General features: G+C 72.6%; 16 protein-coding genes and 1 pseudogene. 11 read left to right on the top strand and 6 right to left on the bottom strand.

The features are described 5' to 3' along the window. Positions 1 to 75 precede the first annotated feature (75 nt). The 8 genes from AB0D32_RS17440 to secG all read left to right on the top strand — a co-directional run bounded on the left by AB0D32_RS17440 (position 76) and on the right by secG (position 7,828). Positions 76 to 975 carry a hypothetical protein gene (locus AB0D32_RS17440; RefSeq protein ID WP_357090782.1) on the top strand — a complete coding sequence of 300 codons (900 nt, stop codon included), beginning with the start codon at positions 76 to 78 and terminating at the stop codon, positions 973 to 975. A gap of 168 nt (positions 976 to 1,143) precedes the next feature. Further along, a complete protein-coding gene (gene rapZ, locus AB0D32_RS17435; RefSeq protein ID WP_357090779.1) occupies positions 1,144 to 2,061 on the top strand; it encodes an RNase adapter RapZ in 918 nt (305 codons plus the stop codon). Next, positions 2,058 to 3,179 (top strand): 2-phospho-L-lactate transferase CofD family protein, encoded by a 1,122-nt coding sequence (locus AB0D32_RS17430; RefSeq protein WP_357090777.1) that lies wholly within the window; start codon positions 2,058 to 2,060, stop codon positions 3,177 to 3,179. The genes rapZ and AB0D32_RS17430 overlap by 4 nt, the downstream gene beginning before the upstream one ends. Before the next feature lie 54 nt (positions 3,180 to 3,233). Next, positions 3,234 to 4,214, top strand: a complete 981-nt coding sequence (gene whiA, locus AB0D32_RS17425) for a DNA-binding protein WhiA (RefSeq protein ID WP_357090775.1) — start codon at positions 3,234 to 3,236, stop codon at positions 4,212 to 4,214. Between the two features lie 263 nt (positions 4,215 to 4,477). Beyond that, complete coding sequence (gap, locus tag AB0D32_RS17420; RefSeq protein WP_357090773.1) at positions 4,478 to 5,482, top strand: type I glyceraldehyde-3-phosphate dehydrogenase; 1,005 nt, start codon at positions 4,478 to 4,480, stop codon at positions 5,480 to 5,482. Then, positions 5,479 to 6,678, top strand: a complete 1,200-nt coding sequence (locus tag AB0D32_RS17415; protein ID WP_357090771.1) for a phosphoglycerate kinase — start codon at positions 5,479 to 5,481, stop codon at positions 6,676 to 6,678. Before gap ends, AB0D32_RS17415 begins: the two co-directional genes overlap by 4 nt. Continuing rightward, positions 6,678 to 7,469 (top strand): triose-phosphate isomerase, encoded by a 792-nt coding sequence (gene tpiA, locus AB0D32_RS17410; RefSeq protein ID WP_357090769.1) that lies wholly within the window; start codon positions 6,678 to 6,680, stop codon positions 7,467 to 7,469. The genes AB0D32_RS17415 and tpiA overlap by 1 nt, the downstream gene beginning before the upstream one ends. Positions 7,470 to 7,564: 95 nt before the next feature. Beyond that, a complete protein-coding gene (gene secG / locus AB0D32_RS17405; RefSeq protein WP_357090767.1) occupies positions 7,565 to 7,828 on the top strand; it encodes a preprotein translocase subunit SecG in 264 nt (87 codons plus the stop codon). 95 nt (positions 7,829 to 7,923) lie between these two features. On the opposite strand, the gene pgl is transcribed toward secG, so the two are convergent. The 6 genes from pgl to tkt form a co-directional block, all read right to left on the bottom strand. Then, entirely contained in the window at positions 7,924 to 8,694 is a 771-nt protein-coding gene (gene pgl / locus AB0D32_RS17400) for a 6-phosphogluconolactonase (protein WP_357090765.1), read from the bottom strand. Positions 8,695 to 8,763: 69 nt separating this feature from the next. Continuing rightward, the gene (locus AB0D32_RS17395; RefSeq protein WP_357090763.1) at positions 8,764 to 9,780 is read right to left on the bottom strand and encodes a glucose-6-phosphate dehydrogenase assembly protein OpcA; all 1,017 of its coding nucleotides are present in this window, start codon (positions 9,778 to 9,780) and stop codon (positions 8,764 to 8,766) included. Positions 9,781 to 9,811: 31 nt separating this feature from the next. Then, a complete protein-coding gene (zwf, locus tag AB0D32_RS17390) occupies positions 9,812 to 11,326 on the bottom strand; it encodes a glucose-6-phosphate dehydrogenase (RefSeq protein ID WP_357090761.1) in 1,515 nt (504 codons plus the stop codon). 37 nt (positions 11,327 to 11,363) lie between these two features. Continuing rightward, a complete protein-coding gene (locus AB0D32_RS17385; RefSeq protein ID WP_357090759.1) occupies positions 11,364 to 13,013 on the bottom strand; it encodes a glucose-6-phosphate isomerase in 1,650 nt (549 codons plus the stop codon). Beyond that, complete coding sequence (gene tal, locus AB0D32_RS17380) at positions 13,010 to 14,149, bottom strand: transaldolase (protein ID WP_357090757.1); 1,140 nt, start codon at positions 14,147 to 14,149, stop codon at positions 13,010 to 13,012. The genes AB0D32_RS17385 and tal overlap by 4 nt, the downstream gene beginning before the upstream one ends. Before the next feature lie 16 nt (positions 14,150 to 14,165). Next, positions 14,166 to 16,304 (bottom strand): transketolase, encoded by a 2,139-nt coding sequence (gene tkt / locus AB0D32_RS17375; protein ID WP_357090756.1) that lies wholly within the window; start codon positions 16,302 to 16,304, stop codon positions 14,166 to 14,168. A gap of 264 nt (positions 16,305 to 16,568) precedes the next feature. Here tkt and AB0D32_RS17370 point away from each other — a divergent pair, with 264 nt between their 5' ends. The 3 genes and pseudogenes from AB0D32_RS17370 to AB0D32_RS17360 all read left to right on the top strand — a co-directional run. Further along, positions 16,569 to 17,528: a heme o synthase gene (locus tag AB0D32_RS17370; protein ID WP_357090753.1), complete on the top strand. Its 960-nt coding sequence runs from the start codon at positions 16,569 to 16,571 to the stop codon at positions 17,526 to 17,528. A gap of 331 nt (positions 17,529 to 17,859) precedes the next feature. Further along, a complete protein-coding gene (locus tag AB0D32_RS17365) occupies positions 17,860 to 18,192 on the top strand; it encodes a hypothetical protein (protein WP_357090751.1) in 333 nt (110 codons plus the stop codon). 6 nt (positions 18,193 to 18,198) lie between these two features. Then, positions 18,199 to 19,110: pseudogene (locus AB0D32_RS17360) on the top strand (hypothetical protein); the annotation flags it as partial. Between the last annotated feature and the right edge of the window lie 158 nt (positions 19,111 to 19,268).

The following is a 19,268-nucleotide window of genomic DNA, read 5'->3' as shown; positions in this document are numbered from 1 at the left end:
ACGCGCCGGGGCCTCCCGGTGGTTGACCGCCGCCCTGGTGTCGGCGGCATCATTCTCACCCGGTTGGATGGCCGGATGGCGGTACGCATCGACATCGGCGCCCTGCGGGACGCGGCCGGAGCCGAGACCTGTGACGCGGCGGACAGACTCCGGGTGGCCGGGCAGCCGGCGGTGGTCATTCCGACAGGTGGGGGAGCCTCCGGCGTGGTCCGTGAGGCCGGGCAGCCGCCGTACGAGGTCTGGGTGGGGATCACCGCTGACGGCTTCACCGCCGAGTGCGACTGCCCGGCCCGGGAGGAGTTGTGCGCCCACGCGGTCGTCCTCACCGTTGCCGTCCTGGAGAGCGGGTTCGTGTGGTCCGCCGCGGCGACCCCGCCGTCAGCCACCCGGACCGATCCCCGAGTCGCCGACCTGGCCGGTGTCGCGGGCACCCTGTCCGCCCGGCGGCTGGCATCGCTGGTCGCCGAGTGGGCGGCCACGGACCGGGTGCTGGAGAACCAACTGTTGGCGTACGCCGGCATGCTCGCGCCACCCACCGACGCCGAACTGGCGGATCTACGCAAGACCATCGACGACCTCGCCCGTGGGGCGACCAGCGGCGACCGTTGGGACCTGCACGATGTGGAGAAGGCCGGCCGGGCGCTCGTCGAGGAGGTGCGGGTGCTGACCCAGCGCCCGGCCACCCCGGAGGCGCTGCTGCTCATCGAGCGGGCCGCCCGTGCGTGGGACGGCCTCGCCGGTCACCTCTACGACGCCTGGGAGACCTACGAGGAGGAGCCGGGCGAGATCGGCGGCGCGCTGCGGGCGGCCCACGTCCAGCTCTGCGAGCAGGTGCGGCCGGACCCTGACGAGCTGGCCGCCCGGCTGGCGGAGATCATCAGGGCGGCCGAGGTGGACTCCTGCCTCGACGAGCCGTGGGACTACCTCGCCGTGCTCGGCCGCGACCGGGTCAAGGCGTTGCGGCACCGCCGCTGACGGCCGGCACGACGTGGGCCACGGCGGAACCGGCTCCGCCGGCGAATCGGACGCGGGTGACGTACCGGCCCCGGCCGTGGCCTCGGCGGTCGATCCGCACCAGGAGGGATAGAGTCGCAGATCGACCAGTCGCGGTCACCCGACCGCGCCATGCGTGGGGAGCAGGCAGTGAACGAGGCGCGGACGCCCGAGGCTCGGGTCGTCGAGGACCCGACACCGACGGAGTCGGACACCACACTGGTGGTGGTCACCGGGCTTTCCGGCGGTGGCCGCAGCACGGTGGCCCGGGCGCTGGAGAACGTCGGTTTCTACGTGGTGGACAACCTGCCCCAGGCGCTCATGCTCGACATGGCCGAGCTGGCGTTCAAGGCGGGCGGGGCGGCCCGGCGTACGGCGATGGTGCTCGACGTGCGTTCGCGCGCCTTCTCCACCGACCTGGCCGGGGCGATCCGGGAGCTGAAGGAGCGCGGCTTCTCGCCCCGGGTGGTCTTCGTCGACGCCGACGACGAGGTGCTGATCCGGCGGTTCGAGAGCGTCCGGCGCTCGCACCCGTTGCAGGGGGACGGGCGGCTCGCCGACGGCATCGCGGTCGAGCGCGGCCTGCTGGAGGAGGCCCGCGACCAGGCCGACGTGATCATCGACACCAGCCACCTGAACGTCAACCAGCTGCGCCGCCGCGTCGAGGAGCTCTTCGGCGGCGAGGACGCCCGCCGGCTGCGCGTCACCGTGCTCTCCTTCGGTTTCAAGTACGGCCTGCCGCCGGACGCCGACTTCGTGCTCGACGCCCGGTTCCTGCCCAACCCGTACTGGGTGCCCGAGCTGCGGGAGCACACCGGCCGGGAGGAGGCGGTCAGCTCGTACGTGCTGGGGCAGGAGGGCGCGGACGCCTTCGTCACGTCGTACGCCGACCTGGTCAACGCCACCACCGTCGGCTTCGAGCGGGAGGGCAAGCGGTACCTGACCGTGGCGGTCGGCTGCACCGGCGGCAAGCACCGCAGCGTGGCCATCGCCGAGGAGTTGGCCGCCCGGCTGCGCCACTCCGGCCTGGCCGCCAACGCCCAGCACCGTGACCTGGGGCGCGAGTGACGGCGACGAGAGTGGTCGCCTTCGGCGGCGGGCACGGACTGTCCACCTCGCTGCGCGCCCTGCGCCGCTGCGCACCGGAGCTGGACCTGGACATCACGGCGGTGGTCACCGTCGGCGACGACGGCGGCTCCAGCGGCCGGCTGCGGGCCGAACGGGGCGGCCTGCCCCCGGGCGACCTGCGGCAGGCCCTGGTCGCGCTGGCGGGGGACCACCCGGCCACCCGGCGCAGTGCCGGGCTGTTCCAGCACCGCTTCGCCAAGGTGCCCGCACCCGGCGTCGACGACCCGGCCCGCGCCGGGAGCGGACCGAAAGGACGTCTTGCTGACGTTTCCGGTACGGGAGGCGCCCCTGCCGATCCGTATCCGGCCGGGGTCGACCCCGGCGCGGACGGCGGACGGGGCAGGGCTGGTGATGCGGCCGGGCGAGGCGACGGGCTGGCCGGGCACGCGGTGGGCAACCTGGTGCTCTGCGGGCTGATGGAGCTGCTCGGCGACCCGGTGGCCGCCCTGGAACACGCCGGCGCGATGCTCGGCGCGGTGGGCCGGGTGCTGCCGATGTCGTGCGAGCCGGTGGGGATCGAGGCGCGGGTACGCGGCGCCGACCCGAGCCGGCCGGACGAGGTGCGCACCATCGCCGGCCAGCACCAGGTCGCGGTGACCACCGGCCGGGTGGAGTCGCTGCGGCTCACCCCGGCCGCGCCGGAGGCCTGCCCGCAGGCTGTCGCCGCGATAGGTGCGGCCGACTGGCTGATCTTCGGGCCGGGCAGCTGGTACACGAGCGTGCTGCCGCACCTGCTGGTGCCGGAGTTGGCCGCCGCGATCGTCGCCAGCCCGGCGCGGCGGCTCGTCACGTTGAACCTCGCCGCCGAGAAGGAGACCTCCGGGCTCTCCCAGGCCGACCACCTGGCCGCGCTGCGCTGGTACCTGCCGGAGCTGAAGGTCGACCATGTGGTCGCCGATTCCAAAGCGGCGGGTGACCCCGAACCGGTCGGGCGTGCGGCAGAATCGCTGGGTGCCCGCCTGCTCCTCGCTCCCGTCGCGGTCACCGACGGCACTCCCCGTCATGATCCGGCCGCCCTGGGCGCCGCACTGGTGCCTGTCCTGGGCGCCGATCGTTAGACACGTACGTAATCTCCGGCGACACGCCGGAACAGGTCGGTGAGGGGACGCACAATGGCGATGACGGCTGCGGTCAAGGACGAGCTGAGTCGGGTCGACGTGCCCAAGCCCTGCTGCCGGCGGGCGGAGATGGCGGCGCTCCTGCGCTTCGCCGGCGGGCTGCACATCGTCTCGGGCCGGGTCGTGGTGGAGGCCGAGCTCGACACCGGGGCGGTGGCCCGGCGGCTGCGGCGGGAGATCGCCGAGGTCTACGGATATCCGAGCGAGATCCACGTGCTCGCTTCCGGTGGCCTGCGCAAGGGCAGCCACTTCATCGTCCGGGTGGTCAAGGACGGTGAGGCCCTCGCGCGGCAGACCGGGCTGCTCGACGTCCGGGGTCGCCCGGTGCGGGGCCTGCCGCCGCACGTCGTCGCCGCGAACGTCTGCTGCGCGGTGTCGGCCTGGCGGGGCGCGTTCATGGCGCACGGCTCCCTGACCGAGCCCGGCCGCTCCAGCGCGATGGAGATCACCTGCCCCGGGCCGGAGTCCGCGCTGGCCCTGGTGGGCGCGGCCCGCCGCATCGGCATCACCGCGAAGAACCGCGAGGTGCGGGGCGTGGACCGGGTGGTGGTCAAGGACGGTGACGCGATCGCCGCGCTGCTCACCCGGATAGGCGCCCACTCCAGCGTGCTGGCCTGGGAGGAGCGCCGGGTGCGCCGCGAGGTGCGGGCCACGGCGAACCGGCTGGCCAACTTCGACGACGCCAACCTGCGCCGCTCGGCGCGGGCCGCGGTCGCCGCCGCCGCCCGGGTGACCCGGGCGCTGGAGATCCTCGCCGAGGACGCGCCGAACCACCTCACCTCGGCCGGCCGGCTGCGCCTGGAGCACCGGCAGGCCTCGCTGGAGGAGTTGGGCGCGTTGGCCGATCCGCCGTTGACCAAGGACGCTATCGCCGGCCGGATCCGCCGGCTGCTGGCGCTGGCCGACAAGCGGGCCCGGGACCTGGGCATCCCGGATACGGAAGCAGCCGTCACGCCCGACATGCTCGTGGTCTGATAGGACGGAGCGGGTCTACGGTGCCGGTCGGATCACCACCCGGCGCTGCACCGCGCCGCACGCTCGGATAGGGTCGCTGCGTACGGCAAGGGGGCCGGCACAGGCACTCCTCGCCGTGCACACCGCCTCGGGCGGTCAGGTCCTTGAGACCGCGGCGGGGTGGCCGAGATGAATTGTCAACGGCCGGCTCCAACGGTCGGCGCACACACCTCCGCCGGCCCGGGTCTTACGCCGGCGGACCAGAACGCGAGGAGATGGGACCTGTGACCATCCGGGTTGGCATCAACGGCTTCGGCCGGATCGGCCGCAACTTCTTCCGGGCGGTGCTCGCCTCGGGCGCCGACATCGAGGTGGTGGCCGCGAACGACCTTGGCGACACCCTGACCACCGCGCATTTGCTCAAGTACGACAGCATCCTCGGCCGGCTCCCGTACGAGGTGAAGGCGACCGCCGACGAGATCACCGTGGGTGGCAAGACCCTCAAGGTGTTCGCCGAGAAGGACCCCGCCAACCTGCCCTGGGGGGACCTCGGCGTCGACGTGGTCATCGAGTCCACCGGCTTCTTCACCGACGCCACCAAGGCGAAGGCGCACGTCGACGGCGGGGCCAAGAAGGTCATCATCTCCGCCCCGGCGAAGAACGAGGACGTCACGGTCGTCATGGGCGTCAACCAGGACCAGTACGACCCGGCCAAGCACACCATCATCTCGAACGCGTCCTGCACCACCAACTGCCTCGCCCCGATGGCGAAGGTGCTGCACGACACGTTCGGCATCCAGCACGGCCTGATGACGACGATCCACGCGTACACCCAGGACCAGAACCTCCAGGACGCGCCGCACTCCGACCTGCGCCGGGCCCGCGCCGCCGCGCTGAACATCGTGCCGACCTCGACCGGCGCGGCGAAGGCGATCGGCCTGGTGCTGCCGGAGCTGAAGGGCAAGCTGGACGGCTACGCGCTGCGGGTGCCGATCCCGACCGGCTCGACCACCGACCTCACGGTCAACGTCAACCGGGAGACCACGGTGGACGAGGTCAACGCCGCGCTGAAGGCCGCCGCCGAGGGCCCGCTCAAGGGCATCCTGGTCTACAACGAGGACCCGATCGTCTCCGCCGACATCGTCACCGACCCGGCGTCGTGCATCTTCGACGCGCCGCTGACCAAGGTCGTCGGCAACCAGGTCAAGGTCGTCGGCTGGTACGACAACGAGTGGGGCTACTCCAACCGCCTGGTCGACCTGGTCAAGCTGGTCGGTAGCTCGCTGTGAGCATCCGTACCCTCGACGACCTGCTCGCCGAGGGGGTGTCGGGTCGGCGCGTGCTGGTGCGCGCCGACCTGAACGTCCCACTCGACAAGCAGTCCGGCGACATCACCGACGACGGACGCATCCGGGCCGTGCTGCCCACCCTGAGCGCCCTCACCGGAGCCGGCGCGAAGGTGGTCGTCTGCTCGCACCTGGGTCGCCCGAAGGGCGCGCCGGATCCGCAGTTCAGCCTGCGTCCGGTCGCCGGGCGCCTCGGCGAGCTGCTCGGCGCGCCGGTGCACTTCGCCACCGACACGGTCGGCGAGTCCGCCCGCTCCACCGTGGACGCGCTCGCCGACGGCGAGGTCGCGCTGCTGGAGAACCTGCGGTTCAACAAGGGCGAGACCAGCAAGGACGACGCCGAGCGGGGCGCCTTCGCCGACCAGCTCGCCGCGTTCGGCGACGCCTACGTCGACGACGCGTTCGGCGCGGTGCACCGCAGGCACGCCAGCGTCCACGACGTGCCGGCCCGGCTGCCGCACGTCGCCGGCCGGCTGGTGCTGCGCGAGGTGGAGGTCCTCTCGAAGCTCGCCGGCGAGCCGGAGCGCCCGTACGTCGTGGTGCTCGGCGGCTCGAAGGTCTCCGACAAGCTCGCGGTCATCGAGGCGCTGCTGCCGACGGTCGACCGGCTGCTCATCGGCGGCGGGATGTGCTTCACCTTCCTCAAGGCACAGGGCCACGAGGTGGGCTCCTCGCTGCTGGAGGAGGAGATGGTCGAGACCTGCCGCAACCTGCTGGAGCGCTCCGAGGGCAAGATCATGCTCCCGGTCGACGTGGTGGCCGCGGACGCGTTCGCCCCGGACGCCGCGCACGACACCGTGCCGGCCGACGGCATCCCCAGCAAGCGGGTCGGGCTCGACATCGGGCCGGAGACGGTCGCCGGGTTCGCCGCCGCCCTCAAGGGCGCGCGGACGATCTTCTGGAACGGCCCGATGGGCGTGTTCGAGATGCCGGCGTTCGCCCACGGCACCCGCGGGATCGCCGAGACGATCGCGAAGACCGACGCGTTCACCGTCGTCGGCGGCGGTGACTCGGCGGCGGCGGTCCGCGCACTCGGGCTGGACGAGTCGTCCTTCGGGCACATCTCCACCGGCGGTGGCGCCTCCCTGGAATACCTGGAGGGCAAGACCCTCCCCGGCATCGCGGCCCTGGAGAACTGATGGCGAGCGTCACCCGCCGGCCCCTGATGGCCGGCAACTGGAAGATGAACTGCAACCACCTCGAGGCCAACCTGCTGGTGCAGAAGCTGGCGGCCAGCCTCACCGAGAAGCAGCTCACCGACGTCGAGACGGTGGTCCTGCCGCCGTTCACCGACCTGCGTACGGTGCAGACCGCCGTCGACGGCGACAAGCTGCTCATCGGCTACGGCGGGCAGGACCTCTCGCCGCACGCGTCGGGGGCCTACACCGGGGACATCTCCGGCTCCATGCTGGCGAAGCTGGGCTGCACCTACGTGGTGATCGGGCACTCGGAGCGGCGGGCCTACCACCACGAGGACGACGCGATCGTCAACGCCAAGGTGCAGGCGGCGCTGACCCACGGGCTCACCCCGATCCTCTGCGTGGGCGAGGGGCTCGACGTCCGGGACAAGGGCGCCCACGTGGCGCACTGCAGCGAACAGCTCGACGGCGCCCTGAAGGGGCTGACCGCCGAGCAGGTGGCGAAGGTCGTGGTGGCGTACGAGCCGGTCTGGGCGATCGGCACGGGCAAGACGGCCACCCCGGAGGACGCCCAGGAGGTGTGTGGCGCGGTCCGTCAGCGCCTGGCCGAGTCCTTCGGCCAGGACACCGCCGACCAGGTCCGGGTCCTCTACGGCGGGTCCGTGAAGTCCTCGAACGTCGCGGCGATCATGGCCAAGCCGGACGTCGACGGGGCGCTCGTGGGCGGCGCGAGCCTGGACGCCGAGGAGTTCGCGAAGATCTGCCGGTTCCCGGAGCACATCACCCGCTGATCGCTCGCTATCCTTGACTCCGCCCGTCCGTCGGTCGGTGCCACCGTGCCCGATCTGCCCGGGCGAGGATCGTAACGAGAGGACTGACCCCAGCCATGCCGATCTGGTTCGCATACACGTTGATCGTGTTGCTGGTCATCACGAGCATCCTGCTGACACTGCTGATCCTGCTGCACCGTGGTAAGGGCGGCGGATTGTCGAGCATGTTCGGCGGTGGCGTCAGCTCCAGCCTCGCCGGGTCCTCGGTGGCGGAGAAGAACCTCGACCGCTACACCGTCCTGGTGGGCATCGTCTGGTTCGCCTGCATCGTCGGGCTGGGGCTCTGGCTCCGGCTCCAGATGGCCAGCGGCACAGTCTGAGCCCACCGAGTCGTACAAACTGCGCGCGGCCCGTCGATGACGGGCCGCGCGCAGTTCGTTTCACCGCCGGCCAGGACGCGCAGAACCCTTACAGATCAGCGGAGGCTGCGTAGGCGGGTCGGCACGTCGGCCGCCGCCGCCCGGTCCAACAGCCAGAGCGTCCGGCCCGTGCCCCGTACGCCGGCCGCCGGCAGTTGCACCGGGCCCGCACCGGCCAGCGCCATGCCGACCGCCCGTGCCTTGTCGGCCCCGCTGGCCACCAGCCAGACCTCCTCGGCCGTGTTGATCGCCGGGAGGGTCAGCGTGGTCCGCACCGGCGGGGGCTTCGGGCTGCCCCGTACCGCGCTGACCGGCCGGGTGTCGTGGTGCACCGGGTGCTCGGGGAAGACCGAGGCGACGTGCCCGTCCTCGCCGACGCCCAGCATCAGCACGTCGAAGTGAGGGAGGGCGGCGTGCCCCGGACGCGCCGCGCGGGCCAGTTCCTCGGCGTACCGGGCCGCCGCCTCCTCCGGGTCCGACCCGGCCGGGCCGTCGGAGGCGGGCATCGCGTGGACCCGGGCCGGATCCAGCGGCACCGCGTCCAGCAGCGTCTCGCGGGCCTGGGTCTCGTTGCGCTGGGGATCGCCGGCGGGCAGGAACCGCTCGTCGCCCCACCACACGTCCACCCGGGACCAGTCCACGGCGTCCCGGGCCGGCAGCGCCGCCACCGCCCGGTGCACCGCCGCGGCTATCCGCCCGCCGGTCAGCACCACCGACGCCTGGCCCCGCTCGGCCTGCGCGTCGAGCAGCTTGACCACCAGCCGGGCGGCCACCGCCTGGGCCAGCAGGTCCGCGTCGGCATGGACGGCGACACTCGCCTCACTCATCTGATGCGCCTTCGTTTCTCCGGCCGCCGCGCGGCCGGTGCTCCGTCGTGCCCCCGGCAGTCGGGGCGCTCACTGCTCGGCGGTCGTTCCCGCGTGCGCGGTGACCCCCGCCTCGGCCCGCTGGGCCGTGGTCGGGTCCTTCCAGACGTGCACCCGCTGCGGCGGGCGCTGCTCCAGGTCGGTCAGCCCGGCCGCCGTGCCCAGCGCCTCCGCGTACACCTGGTCGGCGTCGAGGCGGCGCAGCTCCTCGGCCAGTTCGTCACCGAGGGGCCGGCGGACGAGCGGCAGCTGCCGCTCGTCCTGGCCGGTACGCCGGAACGTCGCCACGCTGTCGTCCCGGGTCAGGGTCAGCGTGTCGTCGTTGGCGCAGTGCAGCTGGACCTCCCGCATCCGGGGGGACTCGTCGCTGTGCTCCCAGGCCGGTTCGATGCCGAGCCGGGCGGCCAGCCAGCCCTGCATCAGCGCGGCGGTGGGGTCGGTGCGTGGGGCCACCACGGTAGCCTCGGTCACCCTGGCCTGGGTGGTGTCGAACGCCCCCGCCACCAGGGTGCGCCACGGGGTGATCCGGGTCCACGCCAGGTCGGTGTCGCCGGGCGCGTAGTCCCGGGCCCGCTGGTGCAGCGCCTCGATCGGGTCGGGGGCCTGCGCGCAGTCGGTGATCCGCCGGTCGGCCACCACGCCGAGGAAGTCCGTGGCGATCTCGGCCGGCGGGTCGCCGTGCCACCACGTCACCACCGGCACGTCCGGCACCAGCAGCGGCATCACCACCGACTCGGCGTGCAGGGCCAGCCGCCCGTACATCCGGGTGACCACCGCCTCGCACGGGCCGAGCCGGCCGCCGACGACGATCTCCGCGTCCAGCCGGTTGCGCTCGCGCTCGACGTCGGAGCGGACCACCACCACCAGCCGGCAGGGGTGGGCGGCGGCGGCTATCGTCGCCGCCGCCTCCGCCTCGCGGACCCGCTTCTCGTCCACCACCACGATCAGGGTGAGCGCCATGCCGCTGGCCACGCCACCGGCGCTGCGCCGCTCGGCGGCCAGCGCCTTGACCACCTCGTTGCCGGTGGTGTCCCACAGGCCGATCACTGGAGCCTCCTGGTTTGCTCGCTGCGGCGGCTCACGCTCTCCGCCAGGCCCGGCCCTCGCGGGCCAGCATCTCGTCGGCGGCCCGGGGGCCCCATTCGCCGGCCCGGTACGGCTCCGGCCTGGTGCCCGCCCACGCGTGCTCCAGCGGGTCCACCACCTGCCAGCTCTGCTCGACCTCGGCGGCGTCCGGGAAGAGGGTGCGGTCACCGATGAGCACGTCCAGCACGAGCCGCTCGTACGCCTCGGGGCTGGACTCGGTGAACGCCTCGCCGTACTGGAAGTCCATCGCGATGTCGCGGACCTCCATCGTGGTGCCGGGCACCTTGGAGCCGAACTTGAGCACGACGCCCTCGTCCGGCTGTACCCGGATCACGAGCTGGTTGTTGCCCAGCGACTCCATGTCGGCTTCGTTGAACGGCAGGTGCGGCGCCCTCTTGAACATGATGGCGACCTCGGTGACCCGGCGCGGCAGCCGCTTGCCGGCCCGGATGTAGAACGGCACCTCCGCCCAGCGGCGGTTCTGGATGCCGAGCCGGACGGCCACGTAGGTCTCGGTGGTCGAGTCCTCCGGGACGCCCTCCTCCTCCAGGTACCCGACGGCCCGCTCGCCGCCCACCCAGCCGGGCAGGTACTGGCCGCGTACGGTGCCCTCGGCGACGTCCTTCGGCAGGGTGATCGCCCGGAGCACCTTGAGCTTCTCGGTGCGGATCTCGTCGGCGTCGAAGCTCGTCGGCTCCTCCATCGCCACCAGCGCCAGCAGTTGGAGCAGGTGGTTCTGGAACACGTCACGGGCCGCGCCGGCCGAGTCGTAGAAGCCGGCGCGGGTGCCGATGCCGACGTCCTCGGCCATGGTGATCTGCACCGAGTCGACGTACTTGGAGTTCCACAGCGGCTCGAACAGGTTGTTGGCGAACCGCAGGGCGAGGATGTTCTGGACGGTCTCCTTGCCCAGGTAGTGGTCGATGCGGAAGACGTCCTTGCGGGTGAAGACGTCGTCGACCAGGTCGTTGAGCGCCTTCGCCGAGGGCAGGTCGTGCCCGAAGGGCTTCTCCACCACCACCCGGCGCCAGCCGCCGGACCTGGCGTTGTCGGCCATCTGAGTGCGGGCCAGCTGCTTGAGGACCACGGGGAACGCCGCCGGGGGGATGGAGAAGTAGAAGGCGGCGTTACCCGGGATGCCGTGCGTCTGGCGCAGCTCGTCCAGCATGTCGGAGAGGTGGTCGAACGCGGCGTCGTCGTCGAACGAGCCGCCGACGAACTTGATGTTGCCGGCCAGCCGCGCCCACACCTCCTCCCGCCAGGGGGTGCGGGCGTGCTTCTTGGCGGCGTCGTGGGCCAGTGACTCGAAGTCCCCGTCGCCCCAGTCCCGGCGGGCGAAGCCGAGGACGACGAAGCCCGGGGGCAGCAGCCCCCGGTTCGCCAGGTCGTACACGGCCGGCAGGAGCTTCTTGCGGGCCAGGTCGCCGGTGACGCCGAAGATCACCAGAGCGCACGACTCCGGGATCCTCGGCAGCCGGCGGTCCTGCGGGTCGCGCAGCGGGTTCACGCCGCCTCCTCGCTCCGCCTCGTCATGGTCCTCATCGTCACGCCCGCAACGCCCCGACCACATCGAGCAGCTGGGTCACGCCCGCCGACCGGTCGGTCAGGTGCAGCCGCACCAGTGGACGCTCCCGTTCGGCCAGGGCCTGCCGGTCGCCGGCGGCCTGCGCCGCCTGCAACTCCCCGAAGGTGTACGGCCGCCCCGGCACCGGCAGGTCGTCGACGACCGCGCCGGTGAGCTGGAGATAGCCGCCGACCTGCGGGCCGCCCTTGTGGTACTGGCCGGTGGAGTGCAGGAACCGCGGCCCCCAACCGAAGGTGACCGGCCGCCCGGCGGCACCGGCCAGCAGCGGCCGCAGCCGGGCCGCGTCGGCGTCGGCGAACCGGTCGAGGTACGCCATCACCGCGAGGTAGCCGTCGTCGCCCGTCCCGTCGACCAACTGGCGGAGCACGCCGGCCAGGTCACCGGGGGCGCCCTGCGGGGCGTACACCTCGATCGCGCCCTCGGTGAACGACGGCGTCTCCGCCGGCGGACCCGAGGCGAGGATCCGGTTGGTGTTCTCCTTCGACTCGGTGACGTTGGGCTGGTTGAACGGGTCGATGCCGAGCACCACGCCGGCGATGGCGGTGGCGTACTCCCAGGCCAGGAACTGCGCGCCGAGCGGGCCGTTGACCGCCACGTCGGCGTCGACGCCGCCACCGGGGACGGCGCCGGCGGGCAGTGCGCCGCCGTAGGTGACGGTGAGCACGTCGTCGCCGGTGGCGCCGGGGCTCTGCGGCGACTCCACGACGACCGGCAGGATGCCGACCCCGGCCTTGCCGGTGGATTCGGCGATGAGCTGCTCGGCCCAGTCGCCGAGGCCCTCGATGCCGGTGCCGTCGGAGATCAGGGCGATCTTGTCCCGGCCCATGGTGGCCGCCGCCCCGAGGGCCGCGCCGAGCGCCAGGCCCGGGTTGTCGTGGTTCCCGCCCAGCGACCGTGCCAGCGCCTCCGCCTCGTCGAGCAGTTCGGCCACCTCGACTCCGGCCAGCGCCGACGGGACCAGCCCGAACGCGGTCAGCGCGGAGTAGCGACCGCCCACGTTCGGGTCGGCGAGCACGGTGAAGGCGCCCATCTCGGCGGCGGTGGCCTCCAACGGCGAGCCCGGGTCGGTGACGACGACGAAGTGCCGGCCGGCCTCCGCCTCGGTCATGCCCGCGTCGAGGAACGCCTGCCAGTAGGCCCTGCGGTGGCTGTCGGTCTCGACCGTCGAGCCGGACTTGCTGGCCACCACGACCACGGTGCGCTCCAGCCGGTCGGCCAGCGCCGCCCGGACCTGCCCCGGGTCGGTGGTGTCGAGCACGGTCAGCTGCTTGCCGAGGGTGCGGGCGATGACCTCGGGGGCCAACGACGAGCCGCCCATCCCGGCGAGCACCACGTGGTCCAGGTCGGCCAGCTCGGCCTTCAGCTCGGCGAGCTGGGGGAGCAGGTCGCGACCGCGCAGGTGGGTGTCCACCCAGCCGAGGCGGATCTTCGCCTCCGCCTCGGCGTCGGGGCCCCACAGGGTGGGGTCCTTGGCGGCCAGCTTGCCCGGCACGCCGGCGTTGACCAGCGCCTCCCGGGTGGAGGCGGGGGCCGACCTGTCGACCGTGTCGGCCCCGTGCACGCTGAGCCCGGCGGCGGCCTCGACCGCCCCGGCGAGCAGATCGCTCACGCCGCCACCTCGCCCGGGTGGCCGGCGCCCCGGCCCGCGGCCGTCAGCGACTTGCGGACGCCGTCGAGCAGCTCCAGCCAGCTCGCCTCGAACTTCTCCACGCCCTCGCGCTCCAGGGTCTCGATCACGTCGGCCATGTCGACCCCGACCGACTCCAGGCCCGCGAAGACCTCGCGGGCCTCGTCGTACGAGCCGGTGATGGTGTCGCCACGGGTCTCGCCGTGGTCGGCGTACGCGTGCACGACGGGCTCCGGCATGGTGTTGACCGTGCCGGGGGCGACCAGCTCCTCGACGTAGATGACGTCCCGGTAGTCCGGGTTCTTGGTCGAGGTGGAGGCCCACAGGGGCCGCTGCGGGTGGGCGCCGGCGTCGGCGAGGGCCTGCCAGCGGTCGGAGGAGAACACCTCGCCGTAGCGCTCGTACGCCAGCTTGGCGTTGGCGACGGCGGCCTTGCCGCGCAGTGCCTTCGCCTCGGCGGAGCCGATCTTCTCCAGCCGCTTGTCGACCTCGCTGTCGACGCGGGAGACGAAGAACGAGGCGACCGAGCCGATCTTCGACAGGTCGTGCCCGTTCGCCTTCGCCTGCTCCAGGCCGGCCAGGAACGCCTCCATCACCTGGGAGTAGCGGTCCAGTCCGAAGATCAGCGTGACGTTGACGCTGATCCCCTCCGCCAGGGTGGCGGTGATCGCCGGCAGGCCCGCCTCGGTGGCGGGGATCTTGATGAAGAGGTTCGGCCGGTCGACCAGCCACCACAGGGCCTTCGCCTCGGCGACGGTCTTGTCGGTCTCGTGGGCCAGTCGCGGGTCCACCTCGATGGAGACCCGGCCGTCGATCCCGGCACTGCGCTCGTACGACGGGTGCATCACGTCGCACGCCCACCGCACGTCGTACGTGGTGAGCATGCGTACGGCCTCCTCGACCTCCACCCCACGGGTGGCGAGGTCGCGAAGCTGCCAGTCGTACTCGTCGGCGGCGCTCAGGGCCTTGGCGAAGATCGTCGGGTTGGTGGTCACCCCGGCCACGTGCTTCTCCCGGCGGAGCTGGTCCAGCCCGCCGGAGGACAGCCGTACCCGGGAAAGGTCGTCGAGCCAGATAGCCACGCCTGCGGCGGTGAGCTCACTCAGCCTGTCCGTCATGCCGTCCACGCTCCCCTCAGTTGCCGGTCGTGAAACCGGTGATGTCGCCCATCCGGGTCAGGGCCGCGTGTGCGGCGGCCACGATCCGGTCGGGGGTGAATCCGAACTGCTCGAAGAGCACGGAGTGCGGGGCGCTCGCGCCGTAGTGCTCCAGACTGACGCTCTCGCCGCAGTCGCCGACGATGCCGCGCCAGGACATGGCGATGCCCGCTTCCACGCTCACCCGTGCCTTTACCCCACGCGGCAGCACCGACTCCCGGTAGGCCTCGTCCTGCTCGAAGAACCACTCCTGGCAGGGCATCGAGACGACCCGGGTCGGGGTGCCGTCGGCCTCCAGCCGCTCGCGCGCGGTCAGGCAGAGCTGCACCTCGGAGCCGGTGCCGACGAGGATCACCTGCGGCTTGCTGGTGGAGGCCTCGGCCAGCACGTAGCCGCCCTTCGCGGTGCCCTCGGCGCCGGCCAGGGTCGAACGGTCCAGCGTCGGCAGCGGCTGCCGGCTCAGCGCCAGCGCGGTCGGCCGGTCGGTGTGCTCCAGGGCCTGCCGCCAGGCCCAGGCCGTCTCGTTGGCGTCGGCCGGGCGGACCACGTCCAGACCGGGGATGGCGCGCAGGGCGGTCAGGTGCTCCACCGGCTGGTGCGTCGGGCCGTCCTCGCCGAGGCCGATCGAGTCGTGCGTCCAGACGTAGACCACCGGCAGCTTCATCAGGGCGGCGAGCCGCACCGACGGGCGCATGTAGTCGCTGAACACCAGGAAGGTGCCGCCGTACGGGCGGGTGCCGCCGTGCAGGGCGATGCCGTTGAGGATCGCGCCCATGGCGTGCTCGCGGATGCCGAAGTGCAGCGTGCGGCCGTACTCGTGGCCCGGGAAGTCCTTGGTGGCGTGGACGGCCGGGACGAAGGACGGCTCGCCCTTCATGGTGGTGTTGTTGCTCTCCGCCAGGTCGGCGGAGCCGCCCCACAGCTCCGGCAGGACCGGGGCGAGCGCCTCCAGGACCTTGCCGGAGGCGGCGCGGGTGGCGACGCCCTTGGCGTCGGCCGGGAACTGCGGCAGCGACTCCGTCCAGCCGGCCGGCAGGACCCGCCCGGCCATCCGGTCGTACAGCGCCGCGCGCTCCGGGTTGGCCTTCGCCCAGGCCTCGAACGCCTTCGTCCACTCCTGCTGGGCATGGGCGCCGCGCCCCATCACCTGGCGGGCGTGCCCGAGCACCTCCTCGTCGACCTCGAAGGAGCGGGCCGGGTCGAAGCCGAGGAGCCGCTTGGTGGCGGCCACCTCGTCGCCGCCCAGCGCCGAGCCGTGGATCTTGCCGGTGTTCTTCTTGTTGGGCGCGGGCCAGCCGATGATGGTGCGCAGCGCGATGAAGGAGGGGCGGCCGGTCTCGGCCTTCGCCGCCAGCAGCGCCCGGTGGAGGGCCTCGACGTCCTCGTGGTAGTCACCCTGGTCGGCGTCGCCGGAGCGCCAGTCGACCGTCTGCACGTGCCAGCCGTACGCCGCGTAGCGGGCCGCCACGTCCTCGCTCATGGCGATCCGGGTGTCGTCCTCGATGGAGATCTCGTTGTCGTCGTAGATCACCGTGAGGTTGCCGAGCTGCTGGTGCCCGGCGAGCGCGCTGACCTCGTGGCTGATGCCCTCCTCGATGTCGCCGTCCGAGGCGATGCACCAGATGTCGTGGTCGAAGACCGACCGGCCCGGCTCCGCCTCCGGGTCGAAGAGGCCGCGCTCGCGGCGGGCGGCCATCGCCATGCCGACCGCGTTGCCGAGGCCCTGCCCGAGCGGGCCGGTGGTGGTTTCGACGCCGGGGGTGTGCCCGTGCTCGGGGTGCCCCGGGGTCAGCGAGCCCCACTGCCGCAGCGACTTCAGGTCCTCCAGACCGAGCGGGTAGCCGGAGAGGAAGAGCTGGATGTAGAGCGTGAGGCTGGAGTGGCCCGCGGAGAGCACGAAGCGGTCGCGGCCGGGCCAGTTCGGGTCGGCCGGGTTGTGCCGCACCACCCGGTTGAAGAGCAGGTAGGCCGCGGGCGCGAGGCTCATCGCGGTGCCCGGGTGGCCGTTGCCGGATTTCTCCACGGCGTCCATGGCCAGCACGCGGACGGTGTCGACGGCCCGGCGGTCGAGGTCGGACCAGTTGAGTGCAGGGTGCTCGGGTCGGTTGGCAGCCACGATGGTTGTGCTCCTCGGCAGATGGGCGGAACCCTCACTGGTGACCCTATCGAGCGGTCCTAAACGTCCGCCCAGGGATCTCTGCATGCTGGTCTGTGCCAGTCCGCGCTGGTCGACGGTCCGACCCGACGGTGTGACGGCCCGCACCGTTGTCGGGTCGGCCGGGCAGCCAAAACGACGACGCGTAGTCTGTGGTGCGGTGTGTGGCCCGAGTCGGGCCCGACCGATCAGACCTCCCCTGCCGACGCCGGAAGGTGGCAATCCGTGAGCATGATCACCGAGCGCCCCGTGAGCGACTCTGCCGGAGAGCCGCCGGTGCGGACTGCGGCGGAGGCGTCGGCGGTGGCCCGCCGGGACATCCGCGCGGTGATCGCGGCGTACGTGACGCTGACCAAGCCGCGGATCGTGGAGCTGCTCCTCGTCACCACGGTGCCGGCGATGATGCTCGCCGACGGTGGCATGCCGTCGCTCTGGCTGGTGGCCGTGGTGCTGGTCGGCGGTTCGCTCGCCGCCGGCGCGGCCAGCGTCATCAACTGCTACATCGACCGGGACATCGACGAGCTGATGCGGCGCACCAAGCGCCGCCCGCTGCCGACGCACACCGTGACGCCGCGCAACGCGTTGATCTTCGGGCTGGTGCTGGCGGCGGTGTCGGTCGCGATGATGGCGGTGTTCACCAACCTGCTGGCCGCCGGGCTCACGCTGGCCGCGATCGTCTACTACGACGTGGTCTACACCCTCTGGCTCAAGCGCACCACGACGGCGAACACGTTCTGGGGCGGGGCCTGCGGGGCGGCGCCGGTGCTGATCGGCTGGGCGGCGGTGACCGGGTCGCTCGCCCCGGCCGCGTGGGCGCTGTTCGCGGTGGTCTTCTTCTGGCAGATGCCGCACTTCTACCCGCTGGCGATGAAGTACAAGGACGACTACGCCCGGGCCGGCATCCCGATGCTGCCGGTGGTGGCCTCCACCCGGCGGGTGAACGCCGAGATCATCATCTTCGCCTGGCTGACCCTGGCGTCCTCGCTGGCCGTGTGGCCGCTGGGGATGAGCCTGATCTACGGCGTGCCCGCCGTGGTGGTCGGCGCCATCTTCGTGCTGGAGGCGCACAAGCTCGCCCGGCGGGTGGCGCGGGGGCAGGCCGTCAAGCCGATGCGGCTGTTCCACTGGTCGACGACCTACCTGACCATCCTCTTCGCCGCCGTCGCCCTCGACGCCCTGATCTGATCCCGGCTCGGCGCCATGGTCGGCTCGGCCCGGCGAGCTGATCCCGGCTCGGCACGTCCCCGCGTGCCCGTCCGGCCGGCTGCCGTGCCGGCAAATCAGCATCGTGTATGGCTTGTCCGGGTTTCTTGTTACATCGGTGACACGTCGGCATGGGTCCGGAACCGCTCGGATGTACCGAGCAGGACCCGTTCGGGACGGGGCTTTGAACGTGAAAGTCCGGATAAAACCGGGCATATTGCCTGTGCTCTTCCTTAAACCTGCGGGTAATTGGCATCACAAAAGGTTCATGGTTCTCGCCCGCCCGGGTGGAACTCTGCTTACGCTTCGCGTCATGGCAGATGGTTCCGATACGACGCTGACGGCCGAGCAGACCGGCGGGCAGGCCCCGCAGGGCCTGGTCGCGGGCATCAAGTCGTTCGCCGCCGGGCACGGCGGGGCGAAGGCGGTCATCGAGTACGTCGGCAAGCGTGGCGCGCGCATCGTCCTCGTGGGCGAGGACGGGGTGTGGGGCGACCAGTTCGCCGACGACACCGGTGTGGCGCGGCAGGCCTGCGCGAAGGCGGGAGTCACCGTCGAGAACGCCTGGGAGCGTGAACTGATGGACCAGATGCGTCCGAGCAACGACCTCTGGCGGTCGATGGCCCGGCGCACGATGGCCCGTTGACATAAATTGACCGACCACCACCAGTCGACCCGGGGGGAACCCCGGGTCGCTCTCGTCACCTGTGCCGAACTGCCCGACCTCGACCCCGACGACCGGCTGCTGCTCGACCCACTGGCCCGCCGCGGCGTCGCCGTCGAGGTGGTGGACTGGGCCGACCCGACCGCCGACTGGCCGGCGTACGACCTGGCAGTGCTCCGCTCGCCGTGGGACTACGCGCTGCGGCGCGACGAGTTCGTCGCCTGGGCGTCGAAGGTTCCCGCCCTGGCCAACCCGGCCGACGTGGTGCGCTGGAACACCGACAAGCGGTACCTGGGCGAGCTGTCCGCCGCCGGGGTGCCCACCGTGCCGACGTCCTGGGTCGCGCCGGGGGAGAGTTGGCGACCGCCCGCCGCGCACGGCGAGTACGTCGTCAAGCCGGCCGTCAGCGCGGGCAGCCAGGACACCGGCCGCTACGACCTGGCCGACCCGGAACACCGGGAACTGGCCGTGGCGCACGTGCGGCGGCTGTCGGACGCGGGCCGGCTGGCCATGGTGCAGCCGTACCTCGACGCGGTCGACACGGCCGGTGAGACGGCGCTGCTCTTCCTGGCCGGGCCGGACGGCCCGACGTTCAGCCACGCCATCCGCAAGGGCCCGATGCTGACCGGCCCGGACCTCGGCGTCGAGGGGCTGCACCGGCCGGAGGAGATCACCGTCCGCACCGCCACCGGCGAGCAGTTGGCCGTGGCGGACGTGGCCCTCGCGGCGGTGCCCGGCGGGCTCGGGCGGCTGCTCTACGCCCGGGTGGACCTGATCCCGGGCCCGGACGGCACGCCGGTCCTGGTGGAGCTGGAGCTCACCGAGCCGTCGCTGTTCCTCGGCCACGCCGACGGCGCGGCCGACCGCCTGGCCGACGCGATCCTCACCCACCTGGGCCGCGCCGCCCGGGGGCGGGCGGCGGGGGGGCCCCGCGCGGCGGCCGGGGGGGCCGGCGGCGGGGCCGCGGCCCCCCCCCCCCGGTGGGCGCGCGGGTGCGAGCGGCGCCCCCGTGGCCCGACGGCAACGGCGGCCCCCCCGGCCAGACCACCACCCCAGGA

Origin of the sequence: Micromonospora sp. NPDC048170 (genome assembly GCF_040652795.1) — a bacterium.
In the GTDB taxonomy this organism is placed as follows: Bacteria; Actinomycetota; Actinomycetes; order Mycobacteriales; family Micromonosporaceae; genus Micromonospora.
This window is presented reverse-complemented; position numbering and strand designations above follow the sequence as displayed.

Excerpts from the sequence above, each read along its gene's own strand:
- pgl (WP_357090765.1), bottom strand. The coding sequence starts at position 8,694 with ATGAGTGAGGCGAGTGTCGCCGTCCATGCCGACGCGGACCTGCTGGCC.
- tpiA (WP_357090769.1), top strand. The coding sequence starts at position 6,678 with ATGGCGAGCGTCACCCGCCGGCCCCTGATGGCCGGCAACTGGAAGATG.
- AB0D32_RS17440 (WP_357090782.1), top strand. The coding sequence starts at position 76 with ATGGCGGTACGCATCGACATCGGCGCCCTGCGGGACGCGGCCGGAGCC.
- AB0D32_RS17365 (WP_357090751.1), top strand. The coding sequence starts at position 17,860 with ATGGCAGATGGTTCCGATACGACGCTGACGGCCGAGCAGACCGGCGGG.
- tal (WP_357090757.1), bottom strand. The coding sequence starts at position 14,149 with ATGACGGACAGGCTGAGTGAGCTCACCGCCGCAGGCGTGGCTATCTGG.
- whiA (WP_357090775.1), top strand. The coding sequence starts at position 3,234 with ATGGCGATGACGGCTGCGGTCAAGGACGAGCTGAGTCGGGTCGACGTG.
- secG (WP_357090767.1), top strand. The coding sequence starts at position 7,565 with ATGCCGATCTGGTTCGCATACACGTTGATCGTGTTGCTGGTCATCACG.